Source organism: Frankia sp. Allo2 (genome assembly GCF_000733325.1).
Classification (GTDB): Bacteria; Actinomycetota; Actinomycetes; order Frankiales; family Frankiaceae; genus Frankia; species Frankia casuarinae.
The window spans coordinates 47,383-62,246 of sequence record NZ_JPHT01000022.1; the positions used below are offsets into that span (position 1 = coordinate 47,383).

Annotated in this window: 17 protein-coding genes; 6 read left to right on the forward strand and 11 right to left on the reverse strand. The window is 70.7% G+C overall.

Annotated elements, in window-relative coordinates; genetic code table 11:
• Positions 1 to 36 precede the first annotated feature (36 nt).
• The gene (locus ALLO2_RS15025) at positions 37 to 753 is read left to right on the forward strand and encodes a sugar-binding protein (RefSeq protein WP_011438067.1); all 717 of its coding nucleotides are present in this window, start codon (positions 37 to 39) and stop codon (positions 751 to 753) included.
• A gap of 327 nt (positions 754 to 1,080) precedes the next feature.
• On the opposite strand, the gene ALLO2_RS15030 is transcribed toward ALLO2_RS15025, so the two are convergent.
• The 6 genes from ALLO2_RS15030 to ALLO2_RS15055 all read right to left on the reverse strand — a co-directional run bounded on the left by ALLO2_RS15030 (position 1,081) and on the right by ALLO2_RS15055 (position 6,504).
• Positions 1,081 to 1,716 (reverse strand): YkvA family protein, encoded by a 636-nt coding sequence (locus ALLO2_RS15030; RefSeq protein WP_011438069.1) that lies wholly within the window; start codon positions 1,714 to 1,716, stop codon positions 1,081 to 1,083.
• Positions 1,717 to 1,820: 104 nt separating this feature from the next.
• Positions 1,821 to 3,695 (reverse strand): 3-hydroxyacyl-CoA dehydrogenase family protein, encoded by a 1,875-nt coding sequence (locus tag ALLO2_RS15035; RefSeq protein ID WP_011438070.1) that lies wholly within the window; start codon positions 3,693 to 3,695, stop codon positions 1,821 to 1,823.
• Positions 3,696 to 3,907: 212 nt separating this feature from the next.
• Positions 3,908 to 4,570: an endonuclease NucS gene (nucS, locus tag ALLO2_RS15040; RefSeq protein ID WP_011438071.1), complete on the reverse strand. Its 663-nt coding sequence runs from the start codon at positions 4,568 to 4,570 to the stop codon at positions 3,908 to 3,910.
• Between the two features lie 75 nt (positions 4,571 to 4,645).
• Positions 4,646 to 5,194, reverse strand: coding sequence for an HD domain-containing protein (locus ALLO2_RS15045; protein WP_011438072.1), 549 nt, complete (start codon positions 5,192 to 5,194; stop codon positions 4,646 to 4,648).
• Positions 5,195 to 5,262: 68 nt separating this feature from the next.
• Positions 5,263 to 5,898 carry a hypothetical protein gene (locus ALLO2_RS15050; protein ID WP_232235115.1) on the reverse strand — a complete coding sequence of 212 codons (636 nt, stop codon included), beginning with the start codon at positions 5,896 to 5,898 and terminating at the stop codon, positions 5,263 to 5,265.
• A gap of 240 nt (positions 5,899 to 6,138) precedes the next feature.
• Positions 6,139 to 6,504, reverse strand: a complete 366-nt coding sequence (locus tag ALLO2_RS15055) for an STAS domain-containing protein (RefSeq protein WP_011438074.1) — start codon at positions 6,502 to 6,504, stop codon at positions 6,139 to 6,141.
• Between the two features lie 316 nt (positions 6,505 to 6,820).
• Here ALLO2_RS15055 and ALLO2_RS15060 point away from each other — a divergent pair, with 316 nt between their 5' ends.
• Positions 6,821 to 7,207, forward strand: a complete 387-nt coding sequence (locus ALLO2_RS15060; RefSeq protein WP_035732847.1) for a hypothetical protein — start codon at positions 6,821 to 6,823, stop codon at positions 7,205 to 7,207.
• 60 nt (positions 7,208 to 7,267) lie between these two features.
• Here ALLO2_RS15060 and murA read toward each other — a convergent pair whose 3' ends face one another.
• Positions 7,268 to 8,542: a UDP-N-acetylglucosamine 1-carboxyvinyltransferase gene (gene murA / locus ALLO2_RS15065; RefSeq protein WP_232235116.1), complete on the reverse strand. Its 1,275-nt coding sequence runs from the start codon at positions 8,540 to 8,542 to the stop codon at positions 7,268 to 7,270.
• Positions 8,543 to 8,621: 79 nt separating this feature from the next.
• On the reverse strand, positions 8,622 to 9,056 hold the full coding sequence (locus ALLO2_RS15070; RefSeq protein WP_011438077.1) for an NUDIX hydrolase: 435 nt from the start codon (positions 9,054 to 9,056) through the stop codon (positions 8,622 to 8,624).
• 35 nt (positions 9,057 to 9,091) lie between these two features.
• Between ALLO2_RS15070 and ALLO2_RS15075 the strand changes: the two genes are divergently transcribed.
• The 4 genes from ALLO2_RS15075 (at position 9,092) to ALLO2_RS15095 (ending at position 11,998) form a co-directional block, all read left to right on the forward strand.
• On the forward strand, positions 9,092 to 10,078 hold the full coding sequence (locus ALLO2_RS15075; protein WP_035732848.1) for a hypothetical protein: 987 nt from the start codon (positions 9,092 to 9,094) through the stop codon (positions 10,076 to 10,078).
• Positions 10,079 to 10,097: 19 nt separating this feature from the next.
• Positions 10,098 to 10,922: a protein phosphatase 2C domain-containing protein gene (locus tag ALLO2_RS15080; RefSeq protein ID WP_011438079.1), complete on the forward strand. Its 825-nt coding sequence runs from the start codon at positions 10,098 to 10,100 to the stop codon at positions 10,920 to 10,922.
• 41 nt (positions 10,923 to 10,963) lie between these two features.
• Positions 10,964 to 11,536 (forward strand): cob(I)yrinic acid a,c-diamide adenosyltransferase, encoded by a 573-nt coding sequence (locus tag ALLO2_RS15085; RefSeq protein ID WP_011438080.1) that lies wholly within the window; start codon positions 10,964 to 10,966, stop codon positions 11,534 to 11,536.
• A 324-nt stretch (positions 11,537 to 11,860) separates the two neighbouring features.
• Positions 11,861 to 11,998 carry a hypothetical protein gene (locus ALLO2_RS15095; protein WP_232235120.1) on the forward strand — a complete coding sequence of 46 codons (138 nt, stop codon included), beginning with the start codon at positions 11,861 to 11,863 and terminating at the stop codon, positions 11,996 to 11,998.
• A 77-nt stretch (positions 11,999 to 12,075) separates the two neighbouring features.
• Here the strand turns inward: ALLO2_RS15095 and ALLO2_RS15100 are convergent, their stop codons facing one another.
• The 3 genes from ALLO2_RS15100 to ALLO2_RS15110 form a co-directional block, all read right to left on the reverse strand.
• Positions 12,076 to 12,333 (reverse strand): F0F1 ATP synthase subunit epsilon, encoded by a 258-nt coding sequence (locus ALLO2_RS15100; protein ID WP_011438082.1) that lies wholly within the window; start codon positions 12,331 to 12,333, stop codon positions 12,076 to 12,078.
• On the reverse strand, positions 12,333 to 13,772 hold the full coding sequence (gene atpD, locus ALLO2_RS15105; protein ID WP_011438083.1) for a F0F1 ATP synthase subunit beta: 1,440 nt from the start codon (positions 13,770 to 13,772) through the stop codon (positions 12,333 to 12,335). The genes ALLO2_RS15100 and atpD overlap by 1 nt, the downstream gene beginning before the upstream one ends.
• A 194-nt stretch (positions 13,773 to 13,966) precedes the next feature.
• Entirely contained in the window at positions 13,967 to 14,863 is an 897-nt protein-coding gene (locus ALLO2_RS15110; protein ID WP_035732850.1) for a F0F1 ATP synthase subunit gamma, read from the reverse strand.
• Position 14,864: the final 1 nt, after the last annotated feature.

The window sequence follows — 14,864 nt, forward strand, 5'->3', positions numbered from 1 at the left end:
CACGCTCGCATTGACCGTCTGAGATGCTGAGGTCCTATGACCGAACACACCGATCTCATCCCAATGGCCGGCGAGACCGACGGGCCCCCCGCCTTTGATCTGGTGCGCCGTGGCTACGACCCCAATCAGGTCACCCATCACGTGAACTGGCTCGTCGAGCAGCTACGCGAGGCCGAGGCGCACCGGGCGGCGGCGGAGGCGGCCGCGTCGGAGGCTGCGACCGAGGCGGCCCGGGTACGCGACGATCTGGCCGCCAACCGTCCCGCCTGGGAGGAGTTCGGTGGCCGCGTTACCCAGATCCTCCAGCTCGCCGAGGAGGAGGCGGCCACCGTTCGGGCTGAACGCACCCGGGAGGCCGATGCCCAACTCGAGGAGGCCCGCCGGATCGTCACCGAGGCCGAGCAGACCCGGGAGAAAACCCTGCGCGACGCCGACGAGCAGGCCGCGGCCATCGTCTCGACGGCCCGCGCGGAGGCCGAACGGATCGTCGAGGTCGCTCGGGCCGCGGCCGCGCAGGCCGAGGACGACTCGAAGCGTCGGCTGGCCGACCTCGAACGCCAACGCGAACAGGTGACCTCGCAGCTTGCCACCCTGCGTGACCAGGTGACGGCCCAGCTGGGCGCGCTGCGCGACAAGCTGACCGCCGCCTCCGCGTCGATCGCCTCCATCGAGGCACCGCCGCCTGAGGAGCGTAAGGCGCTCGGCAGCGAGCCGAACGCGTTGCCCGCGTCGGCGGCCTCCCGCGGGGTCTAGCCCGCACGGGAGACCGTCGTCTCGTGGGGTCAGCCGTCACGGACGCGCGGCCGGGCCGCTCGGCATCGGCGTTCCCAACACGGCCGGTGCCAGTGTCGACGGTCCTCGATCCGCTCGGGCGGCCAGACCACCACGTGAGCGGCGCCCGGAGTGATCTCATAATCACAACCGGGACACCGGTAGACCTTGGTGGTCGCCGCGCCGCTCGTCGGTCGCACACCCACTCACCGTCCCGCAGGACGACGACCGGATCCGGCATCCACCAGCCGACCGGGTGCCCGCGCTGCGCATCCGACGGCCGGGCCCGGCGTCGGCGCGCCTTCCTCGTCACCGCCCGCGAGCGGGTCTGCCCGATGCCCGGAACCGATCCCGCCGGGTGCGGGAACCCGAACCCGGGGTATCGCCGGCCGGCGGGCCCGCGACCCACTCGCCCCGGTCCACCACCTCGCCGTCAACGATCCGAGGCCGGTCATCCGCCGCCGGTCCGGCCGAGGAGGCCGTCGTGCGCCCGCCCGTCCCCGCCCCGAACCTCTCGCCCGTCCACCGCACCCGCCCGCCGACCCGCTCGAAGCCGGCCATCACGAGCGAGCGGGCGAGCTTGGCCTTGCGCACGGCCCCCGCCGGACTCGCCAGGGCGGACGACGCACCGATGAGCAGCTGGAAGCCGCGATCGCTGCCACGCCAGTGCTCACGCAGGATCGGCTCCCCGGCTCCGACGGCCAGCCGCCGGAAGGCGAACGCGATGACCGCGACGTCGTCGAGCTGACCCACCACCGGAATCGCGTTGGTCAGCCGGTTCTTCGGCGACACGAGGTACGCGAGCGCCGCGGCGGCCTCCACCTTCGCGGACTGCGGGACCCGCGGATCGGCGACGACCCGCCGCAGCAGCTGGACCAGATCGGGAAGGAACATCGTGACTTCCCGACTGAACGCTCGCACGGCGTCCCTGTCGAGCACGACCATCGCCGCTCCAGCCTCCTCCCGCGCGAATCGGGATTTCCCGCCGACCGTCGACATCCTAGTCCGCGCGGACAGAAGCGATCTTGTTCTCGGCGTGACGGGTGGGCTCAGCGCGGCGGGTGGTCGAGGAACCCCCGGCCGGTCTTGCGTCCCAGGAACCCAGCCCGGACCAGCTGTTCGAGCAGGGGTGCCGGGGCGTAGCCGGGCTCGCGGAACTGCGCGTACAACGAGCGCGTGATCGCGAGCGTGACATCGAGGCCGACGACGTCGGCGAGCGCGAAGGGGCCCAGCGGATGGCCGCAACCGACCGTCATCGCCGTGTCAACGTCCTCGATCGTCGCATAGTGCGCCTGGAGCATCTTCACTGCGTCGTTGAGATAGGGAAACAGCAGCGCGTTGACGATGAACCCCGCCCGGTCGGCGCAGAGCACCGGATGCCGCCCGGCCGCTCGGGACAGCGCCAGGACCGTGGCTGTCACGTCGTCGCCGGTGAGAACCGTGGGCACCACCTCGATCAGCTTCATCGCCGGGGCCGGGTTGAACCAGTGCATACCGATGACGTCCCGCGGCCGGCTGGTGGCCATGGCGCACTCGATGACCGGCAACGAGGACGTGGTGGTCGCCAGCACGGCGCCGGGCGCCGCGATCTTGTCCAGGTCGGCGAACAGCTCCCGCTTCACCGCCAGGTCCTCCACCACCGCCTCAAGCAGCAGCTCGCAGTGGCCGAGCTCACCCAGATCGGTCGTGCCGCGCACCCGGGCCAGAGCCGCCAGCCGGTCGGCGTCGGACAGCCGCCCCCTGGCCACCGACGCCGCCAACGACGACTCGATCTTCGCGAGGGTGGCGGCGAGGGTGCGCTCGCTCCGGGCCCGCAGGAGGACGTCGTGCCCGGACCGGGCCAGCACCTCCGCGATGCCACCCGCCATCGTGCCGCTCCCCACGACGCCGACCGAGCGCACCGGGCGGCCCCGCCCCAGGCGGTCGGCGAGCGGATCGACCGCGTCGACCACCTCGGAGGAGTCCGGTGCCGCGTAGGTGTAGAAACCACGACCGGTCTTGCGGCCGAGCAGGCCCGCGCGCACGAGCTGGCTCAGCAGCGGTGCCGGAGCGTGCAGGTGGTCACGGGACTGCCGGTACATCGAGTTGAGAATCTCGTGGGCGGCGTCCAGACCGATCAGATCGAGCAGGGCGAGCGGGCCCATCGGATGCCCGCACCCGAGCCGCATGGCCGCGTCAATGTCCTCCCGGGCCGCATACCGGGCCTCGAGCATGCGCACGGCGTTGTTGAGATAACCGAACAGCAGCGCGTTGACGATGAAGCCCGCCCGGTCCTCCGCGACGACCGCGGTCTTCCCCACGTCGTTGACCAGGCCGATCACCCCGGCCAGCACGGTCGGGTCGGTGACGACCGTGCGTACGACCTCCACCAGGCGCATCACCGGCGCCGGATTGAACCAGTGGGTGCCGAGCACCCGTTCCGGGCGGGCGGTGCCCGCCGCGAGTTCCGTTACCGACAGGGAGCTGGTGTTCGTCAGGAAGACGGTGGCCGGGGGGCAGATCTCGTCGAGTCGGGCGAAAAGCGCCTGTTTGGCGCTCATTCGTTCGTCGATCGCCTCGATCACCAGCTCGCAGTCGGCGACCGCCGCGAGCTCGGTGCCGAGACGCATGCGGGCCAGCACGGCCTCCCTGGTCGCGTCGTCGAGCTTGCCGTGGCGGCCCGCGCGGTCGAGGGAGTGCTCGACCCGGGCCCGGCTGCGGGCGAGCGCGTCGGCGTCACGCGCGATGCCGACGACCTCCAGACCGGCCTTCGCCAGCACCTCGGCGATGCCCGCGCCCATGGTGCCGAGCCCCACCACCCCGACCCGGCGGTGTCTCACCGCCTCGTCCCGGCTGTTCTCCGGCTTCTTCTCCTGGTTCGCGTTCTCCTGGTTCGCGGCCGGCCCCGTTCCCGATGTGGTTCCCGATACGGGCCTCTCGATCATGCCCAGGCTCCTCTACTTCGGCGCACGGGCCCCGGGCGACGGGTGGGCGTCGCGGGCCGGGCGGTGTCAGACGGCGAACGCCGCGATCCTCCCATATTCTCGAGACGCCGGCCCATGATCGCACTACGGGAACGGACCGGCCGCCGGACGGGGAAGCCGGACGGGCGGCCGTCGCAGGTTCGGCGGACCGGGCAGGCTCGGCGGAATCGCTTTCAGAAAAGCGTCGGAATGGACGGTTCGAGGCCCCGCAGCTCGTCATAGTCGACGACGGCGCAGCCCAGCCCCCGGTCCGCCGCCAGCAGCCGCGCCTGCGGGGTGATGGACTGCGCCGCGAGGATGCCGCGCACGGGATGCGGCAACGCCGGGTCGGCCTCCAGGCGGACAAGGTAACGGGTCAGCTGCTCCACCCCGTCGATCTCACCCCTGCGTTTGATCTCGACGGCGACCGTCGAGCCGTCCGCGTCGCGGCACAGCAGGTCGACCGGCCCGATGCCGGTCTCGTACTCGCGGCGCACCAGGGTGAGTCCGGGCGCGATCGCGTCGGGCCGGTCGGCGAGCAGCACCTGCAGATGCGCCTCCACCCCGTCCTTGCGCAGACCCGGGTCGACGCCGAGGTCGTGCGTGGAATCGTGCAGCACCTGTTCGAGGGTGATGACGAGCTGCTCGGCCGCGCGGTTGGTGACCCGCCAGACCCCGTCCGCCTCGGCGATGACGCACGGGGGACTCATCCAGTTGAGCGGCTTGTACGCTCGCCCGTCGGCGTGGATGGAGACGGATCCGTCCGCCTTGACGAGTACCAACCGGACGGCGCTCGGCAGATGTGCGGTGAGCCGACCGACGTAGTCCACGCTGCAGCGAGCGATGACGAGCCGCATGACGTCACGCTATCGCGGCCGTTTCCGGCGCCCGGCGGCGGTGGGACCGCCGCGCACCGGGCGATCGCCTGACGATCACCCGACATCGCCGCCGCGAGCCGCCACGAGGTCGTCCAGAATCCGGCATCGATCCACGTACCGGGCCGACAACCGGGCGGCGTCCTCGGGCGGCAACCGCCTCAGCCTGGCCGGATCGGCGTTGTCCTGTATGTCGGCCCGTTTCACGACGACGGCAAGCGGATCGGCGGCCACCCGGGCGAGATAGTCGGGCACCGGCTCGCCCTCCCGATGGGACAGCGCGTCGACCGCCGCGACGACCGGGGCCGGATAGCCCGCGGCCACGAGATCCGCGAGGGTGGTCTCGCTGTCCTCGACGACGTCGTGCAACACCGCCGCGAGCTGGGCGGCGTGGGCGTCCACCCCGGCGGTGGGAGCCGTGCGCGCGACTGCCGCCATCACGCGCAGCGGATGGCCGATGTACTCCTCACCGACCTTGTCCAGCTGACCGGCGTGCGCCCGGGTGGCCAGGGCGACGGCGTCGTGCAGGGTGGGCGTCGCGGCGCGGTGCGGACCGTCCGCCTCGCCATGACCGGGCCGCGCGTCGTCAATCCTGGTTGAGGGCACAGACCGACCGTACGACGTCGAGGGTGCCCCGGGCTGTCAAGGGTACCCCGGGCCCATGGCGGTGCAGGTCACCCGGTGCAGGGCGGCGGGGAGACCTTCCACAGGGTGATCAGAGCGCTCGGAAGCACATCACAGGCCCGCGGGCCGTTGCGGACGATCGTCCAGGGCCCGGCTCCGATCCGCCGCCACACGTGCGGGTCGACCGGCGGCGTGGCCGGCCCTTGGACCTCGATGCGACCGATCGCCCAGTACTCGTCGTGCGCCGCGTCAACGCCCTCGACGGCGCCGAAGTACATCCCGTTCACGATCGTCACCTGCCGGGCGGAGATGGTGGAAGCACCCCCGGCCGCCTTGATCGAGTCGGCGACCGTCCACGACAGCGCGAGCCGCAGGGCATCCGGATCAGGCTCGTCGAGGACCCGCATCTGATGGGCCGTGCCCGGTCGGCGGGCGCCCTCCCACGGGGCGGTCCGCAGCGCGGGGGTCAGCTCCGGGGCGGGCGAGGTGGCGGTCCGAGGCGCATGCACGGTGCCGGACTGCCGGTCCGCGGTCACGTAGCCGATGGCCACGCCGAGCAGGACCGCGACCACGAACGCCACCGGGACCAGGACCGACCGGTACTCGCGCACCCCGGCCAGCCCGGCGGATCGCGCGCTCCGATCGCCGACGGCATTCACCCGCGCGGGCACCTCCACGTCCTGCACGCCTCCGTCCGGCATCACACCCTGCCAAGAGCCGGGCCCGTCACCCGAAAGCAGTACCCGATCAGCAGGTACCCGGCAAGCATGCCGCATCGCGTGTCCGCCCGGCACACGGGCGCGCCTGACATGACGGTGCGCAGCCACCCTGGTTCGTTCCGCTCCGGGCTCCGTCCCGATCGGGACGGAGCCCCTCCTGGCGGGCCTAGGTGGTGGTCGAACGGATGAGCCGCCCGGGCAACCCGCTCAGGCGTGGCCGACGTGCACCAGGTCGGCGGCCTCCTCGAACCGCAGCAACCCACCCAGCCGGTCCGCGACGAGCAGGCGTTCAAGCGGGCTCGGCACATCGACCAGCACCATCGAGCGGCCAGCGGCACGGGCTCGGCGAGCGCCGCCAAGCAGCACCCCCAGCGCGGCATGATCGCCGAGCTCCAGGCCCGCGACGTCAACGCGCAGCGGCCCGCTCCCATTGTCGATCGCCGCGTGCAGCAGGCTGCGTAGTGTCCCCACCGTCCGCACATCCACCCGGCCAACCACGCGGGCCGTCTGCGCGCAGCCGGCCCGCGTGTCCCCGGAGCACTCCAGACTCAACACGTTCACGCCGATGTTCATGTGATCTCCCGTCCCGGCCGTCCGGCGCCCCCGCTGTCGTGACGCCGTTGCTACCAGCTATCCGCGCCGATCGCGGGTAGCACTCAGGTGCGGCTCGCCCCGGGCGGACCGCGACGTACCCCCTCGTCTCCATCGAACTGTCGTCGTTCGGCCACAGAGAGGTCGGGCCGGTTACCTCAATGGTGGCAGCGGTTGACGGGCGATGTTTCCTCTGTCGGATTCCGTGGAGGTGTCGAGGCCCGGATCCAGGTCCGTCGCGAGGATGTCTGGGACGATGCAAGGTGGCGTCGAAGAGCGGCACGATCGGAGGTGCGGGATGCCCGCAACGGCCGGGGCACTTCTCCTCGAGCCGCTGATCGCGCTGCTGGCCGTCGGCCTGCTGATGGCGATCGGGCGCTGGGCCCATGCTCCGGCACGGCCGCGGCCGGCCGGTTCCGTCCCCGGCCACGACTTCGGTCTGCTCGTCCCGGTGGCCACCGTGGACNCCCCCGCCGAGATCACTCGGCTCCGCGCGGCGCTGTGGGCGCGGGGTATCCGCTCGACCTGGGCCACGGCACCGGCCGGTCCGATTCGCATCGACGCCGCCGGGAACATCATCGCCCGGCCGCGGGACCGCCGCCACGTGCTCGTGTTCGGCACGGACGCGAACCGAGCCGCCCGTGCCCTCGTGAACCTGCTCGGCTCGCGCCAGTCGCCCACCTGACCCCGCCGGCCGGGCCGGCGGGGTCACGATGCCAGCGGGATCAGGCCGATGCCGGTGAAATCAGGCTACGGCGCGGTCGGAGACCCGGCGGATGTCGGCGCCGAGGTCCGTCATGTTCTCGACAAACCGGGCGTATCCCCGGTCGATGTGGTGGACGTCGCTTACCTCGGTGACACCGTCCGCAACCAGGCCGGCGAGCACGAGACCCGCGCCGGCCCGCACGTCGGAGGCCGTCACCCGGGTGCCGGACAGCCGCGCGGTGGGCCGGACGATGACGTGGTGGCCGTCCGTACGCAGGTCGGCGCCGAGTTTGTGCAGCTCGCGGCAGAAGGCGAACCGGCTGTCGAAGATGTTCTCGGTGATCAGGGAGGTACCCCGGCTAACCGACTCCAACGCGATGATCTGCGGCAGCAGATCAGTCGGAAAGCCGGGGTACGGCAGCGTCACCACGTCGATCGACCGGGGTTGTCCCCGTCCGACGACCCGGAATCCGTCGTCCCGGACGTCGACCTCGGCACCGGCCTGCACCAGCTTCTCTAGGACGATGCTGAGGTGGGCGGCCTGACCGTGCCGGATCAGCACGTCGCCACCGGTCATCAGGGCGCCGATGGCGTACGTGCCGGCGACGATGCGGTCCGCCACCGTCCGGTGTTCCACCGAGGTGAGCTGGTCGACCCCGTCGATGATCAGTGTCGACGATCCCGCGCCGTCGATACGCCCGCCCATCGCCGTCAGCATCGCGCACAGGTCGGCAATCTCGGGTTCCTGGGCGGCATTGTCGATCACCGTCGTCCCCTTGGCGAGAACCCCGGCCATCAACAGGTTCTCGGTGGCGCCCACGCTGGGGAAGTCGAGCCAGATCGAGGCTCCCTGCAGCCGGCCGGAGCAGCGCGCGACGAGGACTCCGGACTCGACGTCAACCAGCGCACCGAGTTTGGTCAGGCCGTTGACATGAATGTCGAGCGCGCGCGATCCGATCGCGTCCCCACCGGGCAGGGCGACCCGCGCCTCCCCACGGCGGGCGACCAGCGGACCGAGCACCGCCACCGACGCCCTGATCTGCCGCACCAGCTCACCATCGGCCGCGACGCCCGGAGCCTGGGGCACCTCAATGCTCAGCCGCCCGCCGGAGGCGTCCCGCTCGACGGTCGCACCGAGCCCCGCCAGCACCTTGGACATCACCGACACGTCCAGGATGTCAGGAACGGCGGACAGCATCGTCCGGCCCGCGGCCAGCAGGCTCGCGGCCATCAGCTTCAATACCGAGTTCTTCGCGCCCGGGACGGCGACCTCGCCGGCCAGCCGGGTACCGCCTGTCACAACGAAGCGCTCCACGAACCTCGATGCTAGGTCCTGGCCTGAAGATCTTCACCGCCACCCGCCGGACCGACCGGCGCAACCCTGCGCGGTCGCCTCATTCCGCTGCGTCGGACGGAAGGACGGACACCCCGTCGTGGGTGCGGATAAACGGCTCGAGCCGTCCGGCCACCGCGTCCGCCACCCGGATTGCGAAAGCCGGCACAAACCGCGTACGGACCTCGTCGATCGACAACCAGCTGACCTCCGTCGCCTCCGCGGTGTCGGAAGCGATGACGCCGGTCGGATGGTGGCAGAGAAACACCATGGCAACCACGCCTAGGGGCATGTTGAGGTACACCCCGGTCAGGCGGACGGGTTCGACGACCGCACCCGTCTCCTCCTCGACCTCACGGCGCAGCCCGGTGTGCAGGGTCTCACCGCGTTCGAGCACCCCACCCGGGATCTGCCAGGCGCCGATGTCCCGGCGGCGGATGCATAGAATCAACCCTTTTTCGTTGAGTGTCACTCCGGCTACGCTCACCGAATGCATATGCGAAACGTACCAATTGCCACGCGGAAGTCCAAGTGAACGGCGGCCTTTCTCAGCGGCTGGCGGAACTGCCCCCAGAGACCGACCCGGGGTTCGGCTCGGCCGCGCGGGCGTTGTTGACCGGGCCCGACGCGACCGACGAGGCCCTCACCGCGGCAGTCGAGAACCCCAATCTAGCGGAGCAGACGCGCTTCAACGCGTTCTACTGCCTGCAGGCTCGGGCCTGGCGCCGCAAGGACCATCGCCGCCATCGGGCCAACACCGATCGATACCAGGCCCGGTTCGGTCGGCATCCGATGTTCTTCTTCATGCAGGCCGAGTATTACGCCTCTCTCGACGGCGATCCGGCAAATCTCGACGCGGCGCTCACGTTCGCGCTCGAGGCGGTGGACCGGCTCGGCGGCGTGCCTGGCGTGCTGCATCTCGCCGCCGAGATTATCGCGGACCGCCACGAACGGGACCCCGACAACGATCCACGCCTACTGCTCGACGCTGAGCGGCACGTCCGGCAGGCCATCGCGCTCAGCGACGGGCATTATGCGCGCTATCATGCCACCCACGCGCGCATCGCGACCCTGCGAGGGGCGTTCGCGTCCGCGCGGGCCAGCATCGCCCGCGCGATCGAGGACGAGGACAGTACGGGCGCCGAATACGCGCTTCGCATCGGCGACTACCAGCTCATCCGGTCCAGGATCCAATACGCGCAGGAGGCTGAGCGGCTGAGCGCACGCCAAGAGGAGGCTTCCCGCGAGCTGCAGCAGATCCGGAGTCAGGTCCTGGAGATCATGGGGTTACTCGCGGCAGTGATCGCCTTCATCACCACCGCCGCGAACGTCGCTGCGGGGCAGCCGGCCCGACCGGCCGCCGGCCTTCTCACGCTCGCTGGCGGCGTGACGTTGCTCGTCTTCTGGGGCTTTCACGTCCTGCTCGTGGGGACCGAACCGGCCCGGCGTCGGGTCGTCGCGGCGGTCGTCGGGACGATACTCGTGGTGGCGGGGNTTCTCATGACGGAGTTCTCATGACCACGGTGGGGGCCAACGGGTGCGTGTGCTGCGGTCCATCAGCCGGTCGGACAAGCTCCACAATGAGGATGCCGCCGGTTCCCGCGCCGATGGCCTGTGGGTGATCGACGGAGCGACGCCGCTGCACGACGATCCGACGATCAGCGGCCGGTCCTCGGCGGCCTGGCTGAGCGGCGCGGCCGACGCCTTCCTCGCCACGGTCCCCTGGCGGGATAGATCCCTGCCCGAGGTGGTGCGGGAGCTGATCGCACATGTCCGCGCCGAGGGACGGCGCCTGGGGCTCGCCGCGGGTCGGTTCCCGACCGCCACGATCGCCCTCGCCCGGCAACGGGGCCCGCTACTCGATCTGTACCTCCTCGGGGACAGCCCGGTGCTGCTCCGTCATCCCGGCGGGGAGGTGGTCAGTTTCACCGATCCCCAGTTCGATGGGGTCGAAGAGGCGCTGCTCGAACCGGTCCGCGCCGAGCTGGCACGCGGCATCGATGTCGCGCAGGCCTACGGACGGGCACACACGATGACCCGCGAACGCCGCCGGCAGCGCAACACCGCGGCCGGGTCCTGGATCCTCGGTGACGTCACCGCTGCCGCCGACCACGCGTTCGTCACCACCATGCCGGTGGAACCCGGCACGGAGCTGGTGGCGCTGTCCGACGGCTACGCCCGGGCCGTCCGTCCCTTCAGCCTGGTCGCCGACGACGCGGCCCTTGTCGACGTGCTCGCCCGCGGCGAACAGGCCATACTGCTGGAACGGCTGCGGGCNGCGGAACGGGCCGACCCGGACTGCTCGCGGTTCCCCCGGTTCGGGATGAGCGACGACGCGACCGCGCTCTACGCCCGGATCTGACAACCCGGCCGCGCGGTCAACGACTGCCTAGAGTGGTCCCCATGGCAGTGCACCTGACTCGGATCTACACCCGCACCGGGGATGACGGTACGACGGCGCTGGGCGACATGTCGCGGGTGGCGAAGACCGATCCGCGGCTGGCCGCCTATGCCGACGTGGATGAGGCGAACGCCGCGATCGGCGTGGCCCTCGCCCTCGGCGGGCTTCCCGACGAGCTGCGGGCGGTGCTCGGCCAGGTCCAGAACGACCTCTTCGACGTCGGCGCGGATCTGTGCACCCCGGTCGACCCGGCGCCGGCCTACCCACCCCTGCGGATCACCGAGGCCTACGTGGAACGGCTCGAGGAGGCGTGTGACCGTTTCAACGCCGGCCTGCCGAAGCTGGCCTCCTTCATTCTTCCGGGAGGGACTGCCGGGGCGGCGCTGCTGCATGTCGCCCGCACGGTCGCCCGCCGGGCGGAACGGTCCGTCTGGGCCCTCCTCGAGGCCGAGCCGGACCGCACCGGCCCGCTGCCGGCCCGCTATCTCAACCGACTGTCGGACCTGCTGTTCATCCTCGCCCGGGTGGCGAACCCCGAGGGGGACGTGCTCTGGCGCCCGGGGGCGCACGCCTGAGACCCGCTCGATACCCGAGGGTCGCCAAGCCAGTCAACCGAATTGATGACTGACGATCATGAGTACCACGGTGCGCGTGAGGTACAGGACGCGGCAACGGGTCGCGGCCATGGCCGCGACCACCGGCCAGCAGATGCAGACGATCATCGGCCAGGCCGGCGAGGCCTACGAGCGCGAGCTGTTCTGGCGCGGCTTCGAGGNGGGGTACGACCGCCTCGCGACCGACTCGCTCGCCTGGGACGAGCTCGGTGCCGAGCGCTCCGCCGAGGCGGGGGGCGCTGCGGGCTGCCCTCCCACGTCGAGCTCGCGCCCGGCGGCACCGGTCTGCGCGAGACAAGCTACGCGAAGGTCGAGGACGTGAAATCGGTGTCCCAGCAGCGCTTTGGTCGCCGGCTCGGCGTCGTGGGTCCCGATCATCTGCTGCGGATGACCGAGGCCCTGCAGTTTCTGATGGGCCTGTAGGGCCCTGTCGCGACCTGTGACGTGACGCGAAAGACGCGTCCCCCGATGCGGAGAACGCGCCCTTGGCCGCGGGAAACTCAGGTCAGCTTCGCGGTCTCGGCGAGGATGCTGACACCCTGGTGTGTCACCGAGATGAAGCCGCCGTCCACCGAGGCCGAGATCTCCCGGCCACCGGTCTTGACCCGGACCGTTCCGCCCGGCGCCAGCAGACCCAGCAGCGGCACATGGCCGGGCAGCACGCCGAGATCACCGTCGGTGGTCCGGGCGACGACCATGTCGGCGTCGCCGGACCACACCTCCTGCTCGGGCGAGACAATCGCCACCCGGATCGGCATTACAGGTTCTCCGCGTTCTTCTCCGCGTCCTCGATGCCACCGCACATGAAGAACGCCTGCTCCGGCAGGTGGTCGAAGTCGCCCTGGGTGAGCCGCTTGAACGAGTCGATCGTCTCGTCGAGCGGGACGAACTTGCCGGGGATGCCGGTGAACTGCTCGGCCACGAAGAACGGCTGCGACAGGAACCGCTGGATCCGCCGCGCCCGGTTGACGAGAATCTTGTCCTCTTCGGAGAGCTCATCGATACCGAGGATGGCGATGATGTCCTGCAGGTCCTTGTAGCGCTGCAGGATCCGCTGCACCTCACGGGCCGTGTCGTAGTGCTCCTGCCCGAGATAGCGCGCGTCCAGGATCCGGGAGTTGGAGTCGAGCGGGCTCACCGCCGGGTAGATACCCAGGTCGGAGATGGCCCGGTCGAGCACGGTGGTGGCGTCGAGGTGGGTGAACGTCGTCGCCGGCGCCGGGTCGGTCAGGTCGTCCGCGGGCACGTAGATGGCCTGCAGCGAGGTGATCGAGTGGCCCCGGGTCGAGGTGATGCGCTCCTGGAGCACACCCATCTCGTCGGCCAGCGTCGGCTGGTAGCCGACGGCGCTGGGCATCCGGCCGAGCAGCGTGGAGACCTCGGATCCGGCCTGGGTGAACCGGAAGATGTTGTCGATGAACAGCAGCACGTCCTGCTTCTGGACGTCCCGGAAGTACTCGGCCATCGTGAGCGCGCCGAGCGCGACCCGCAGCCGGGTACCCGGCGGCTCGTCCATCTGGCCGAACACCAGCGCGGTGTCCTCGATGACGCCGGCCTCGGTCATCTCCAGGAACAGGTCGTTGCCCTCACGGGTACGCTCGCCGACCCCGGCGAACACCGAGACGCCACCGAACTCCTTGGCGACCCGGCGGATCATCTCCTGGATGATGACGGTCTTGCCGACGCCGGCACCGCCGAACAGGCCGATCTTCCCGCCGCGCACGTACGGCGCGAGCAGGTCGATGACCTTGATGCCGGTGGTGAACATCTCGGTCTTCGACTCGAGCTGGTCGAACGCCGGCGCCGACCGGTGGATCGGCCAGTACGTCTCGGCCTCGATCTGCTTCACGTCGAGCGGCGTGCCAAGCACGTTGAACACGTGGCCCTTGGTGGCGTCGCCGACCGGGACCGAGATCGGCGCGCCGGTGTCGTGGACGGGCGCGCCCCGGACGAGACCGTCGGTCTGCTGCATGGAGATGGCCCGCACGGTGTTGTCACCGATGTGCTGGGCGACCTCGAGCGTCAGCGTCAGCGTCTCGTCGCCGATGGTCCGGTCGACCTGCAGTGCCTGGTAGATCTCGGGGAGTTCGTCGGGAGCGAACTCCACGTCGACAACCGGTCCGATGACTCGGGCGACCCGGCCGATCCCCGGGGTCCGGCCCGGTGCCGTGGCCGGCGAGCTGGTGGTGACGGTCATGGCGTCCTCAGTTTCCGATCAATGCCCGCCGCCGCAGCCTCGGGCTCGCGTTCGCTGGCACCTGGGACGGAACGGCCCGCGTCGCGCGCGCTCCGCCTTCGGCGTCGTCCTTCACGTTCTGTTGTCGTCGCTGTCCTCATCGGTTCCGGTCACACGAGTCCGGCCACACGAGTGTGAACCGCCGCCCACCCATATCAGGTTCCCGAAGCCAGAGCGTTGGCGCCACCGACGATCTCGGAGATCTCCTGAGTAATGGCGTCCTGTCGGGCCCGGTTGGCCTGCCGGGTGTATCTCTTGATGAGGTCCTCGGCGTTGTCCGTAGCCGACTTCATGGCCCGCTGTCGCGCCGCCGACTCCGACGCCGCCGACTCGAGCAGCGCCGCATAGAGCCGGCTTTCCACGTAGCGCGGCAGCAACGCGTCGAGCACCCCCTCGGCGGAGGGCTCGAACTCATACTGGGGCAGCGGACCGCCACGCGGCGGTTCGTCGGTCTCGGTGAGCACCATCGGCAGCAACCGGCGGGCGACCGGCGTCTGGGTGATGGCGCTGACGTACTCCGTGTGGACCACGTGGATCTCGTCCNCCCCGCCGTTCTCGCTCGTGGCGATGAAGGCCGCGATGAGCGCGTCCGCGACCGACTTGGCGTCCGCGTACGACGGCTGTTCGGAGAAACCGGTGTACTCGCCGCTCATCGCACGTCCCCGGAAGCGGTAGTAGCCCGTTCCCTTGCGGCCCACGACGTGCAGGTCGGTCTCCTTGCCCTCCGAATGCAGCAGCTCGATGAGCTCCCCGGTGCGCCGCAGCGCGTTCGAGCTGTACCCGCCGGCCAACCCCCGGTCGCTGGTGATCACCACGACCGCGGCCCGGGCCGCCCCGGGCCGCTCGGTGGTGAGCGGATGGTCGATCGTGGTCTGCGCCGCGACCGCCTCGATCACCCGGGTGATCTCCTCGGCATAGGGGCGGGCCGCGGCGACCCGCGCCCGCGCCTTGGCGATGCGGGAAGCCGCGATCAGCTCCATCGCTCGGGTGATCTTCTTCGTCGACTGCACCGACCGGATGCGCCGCCGGTACTCACGAAGCTGGCCCGCCATG

What these genes read in the sequence shown, in the direction of transcription:
- ALLO2_RS15025 (WP_011438067.1), top strand. Translation starts at nt 37, where the DNA reads ATGACCGAACACACCGATCTCATCCCAATGGCCGGCGAGACCGACGGG.
- ALLO2_RS15030 (WP_011438069.1), bottom strand. Translation starts at nt 1,716, where the DNA reads ATGGTCGTGCTCGACAGGGACGCCGTGCGAGCGTTCAGTCGGGAAGTC.
- nucS (WP_011438071.1), bottom strand. Translation starts at nt 4,570, where the DNA reads ATGCGGCTCGTCATCGCTCGCTGCAGCGTGGACTACGTCGGTCGGCTC.
- ALLO2_RS15035 (WP_011438070.1), bottom strand. Translation starts at nt 3,695, where the DNA reads ATGATCGAGAGGCCCGTATCGGGAACCACATCGGGAACGGGGCCGGCC.
- atpD (WP_011438083.1), bottom strand. Translation starts at nt 13,772, where the DNA reads ATGACCGTCACCACCAGCTCGCCGGCCACGGCACCGGGCCGGACCCCG.
- ALLO2_RS15070 (WP_011438077.1), bottom strand. Translation starts at nt 9,056, where the DNA reads ATGCATTCGGTGAGCGTAGCCGGAGTGACACTCAACGAAAAAGGGTTG.
- ALLO2_RS15055 (WP_011438074.1), bottom strand. Translation starts at nt 6,504, where the DNA reads ATGAACATCGGCGTGAACGTGTTGAGTCTGGAGTGCTCCGGGGACACG.
- ALLO2_RS15085 (WP_011438080.1), top strand. Translation starts at nt 10,964, where the DNA reads ATGGCAGTGCACCTGACTCGGATCTACACCCGCACCGGGGATGACGGT.
- ALLO2_RS15100 (WP_011438082.1), bottom strand. Translation starts at nt 12,333, where the DNA reads ATGCCGATCCGGGTGGCGATTGTCTCGCCCGAGCAGGAGGTGTGGTCC.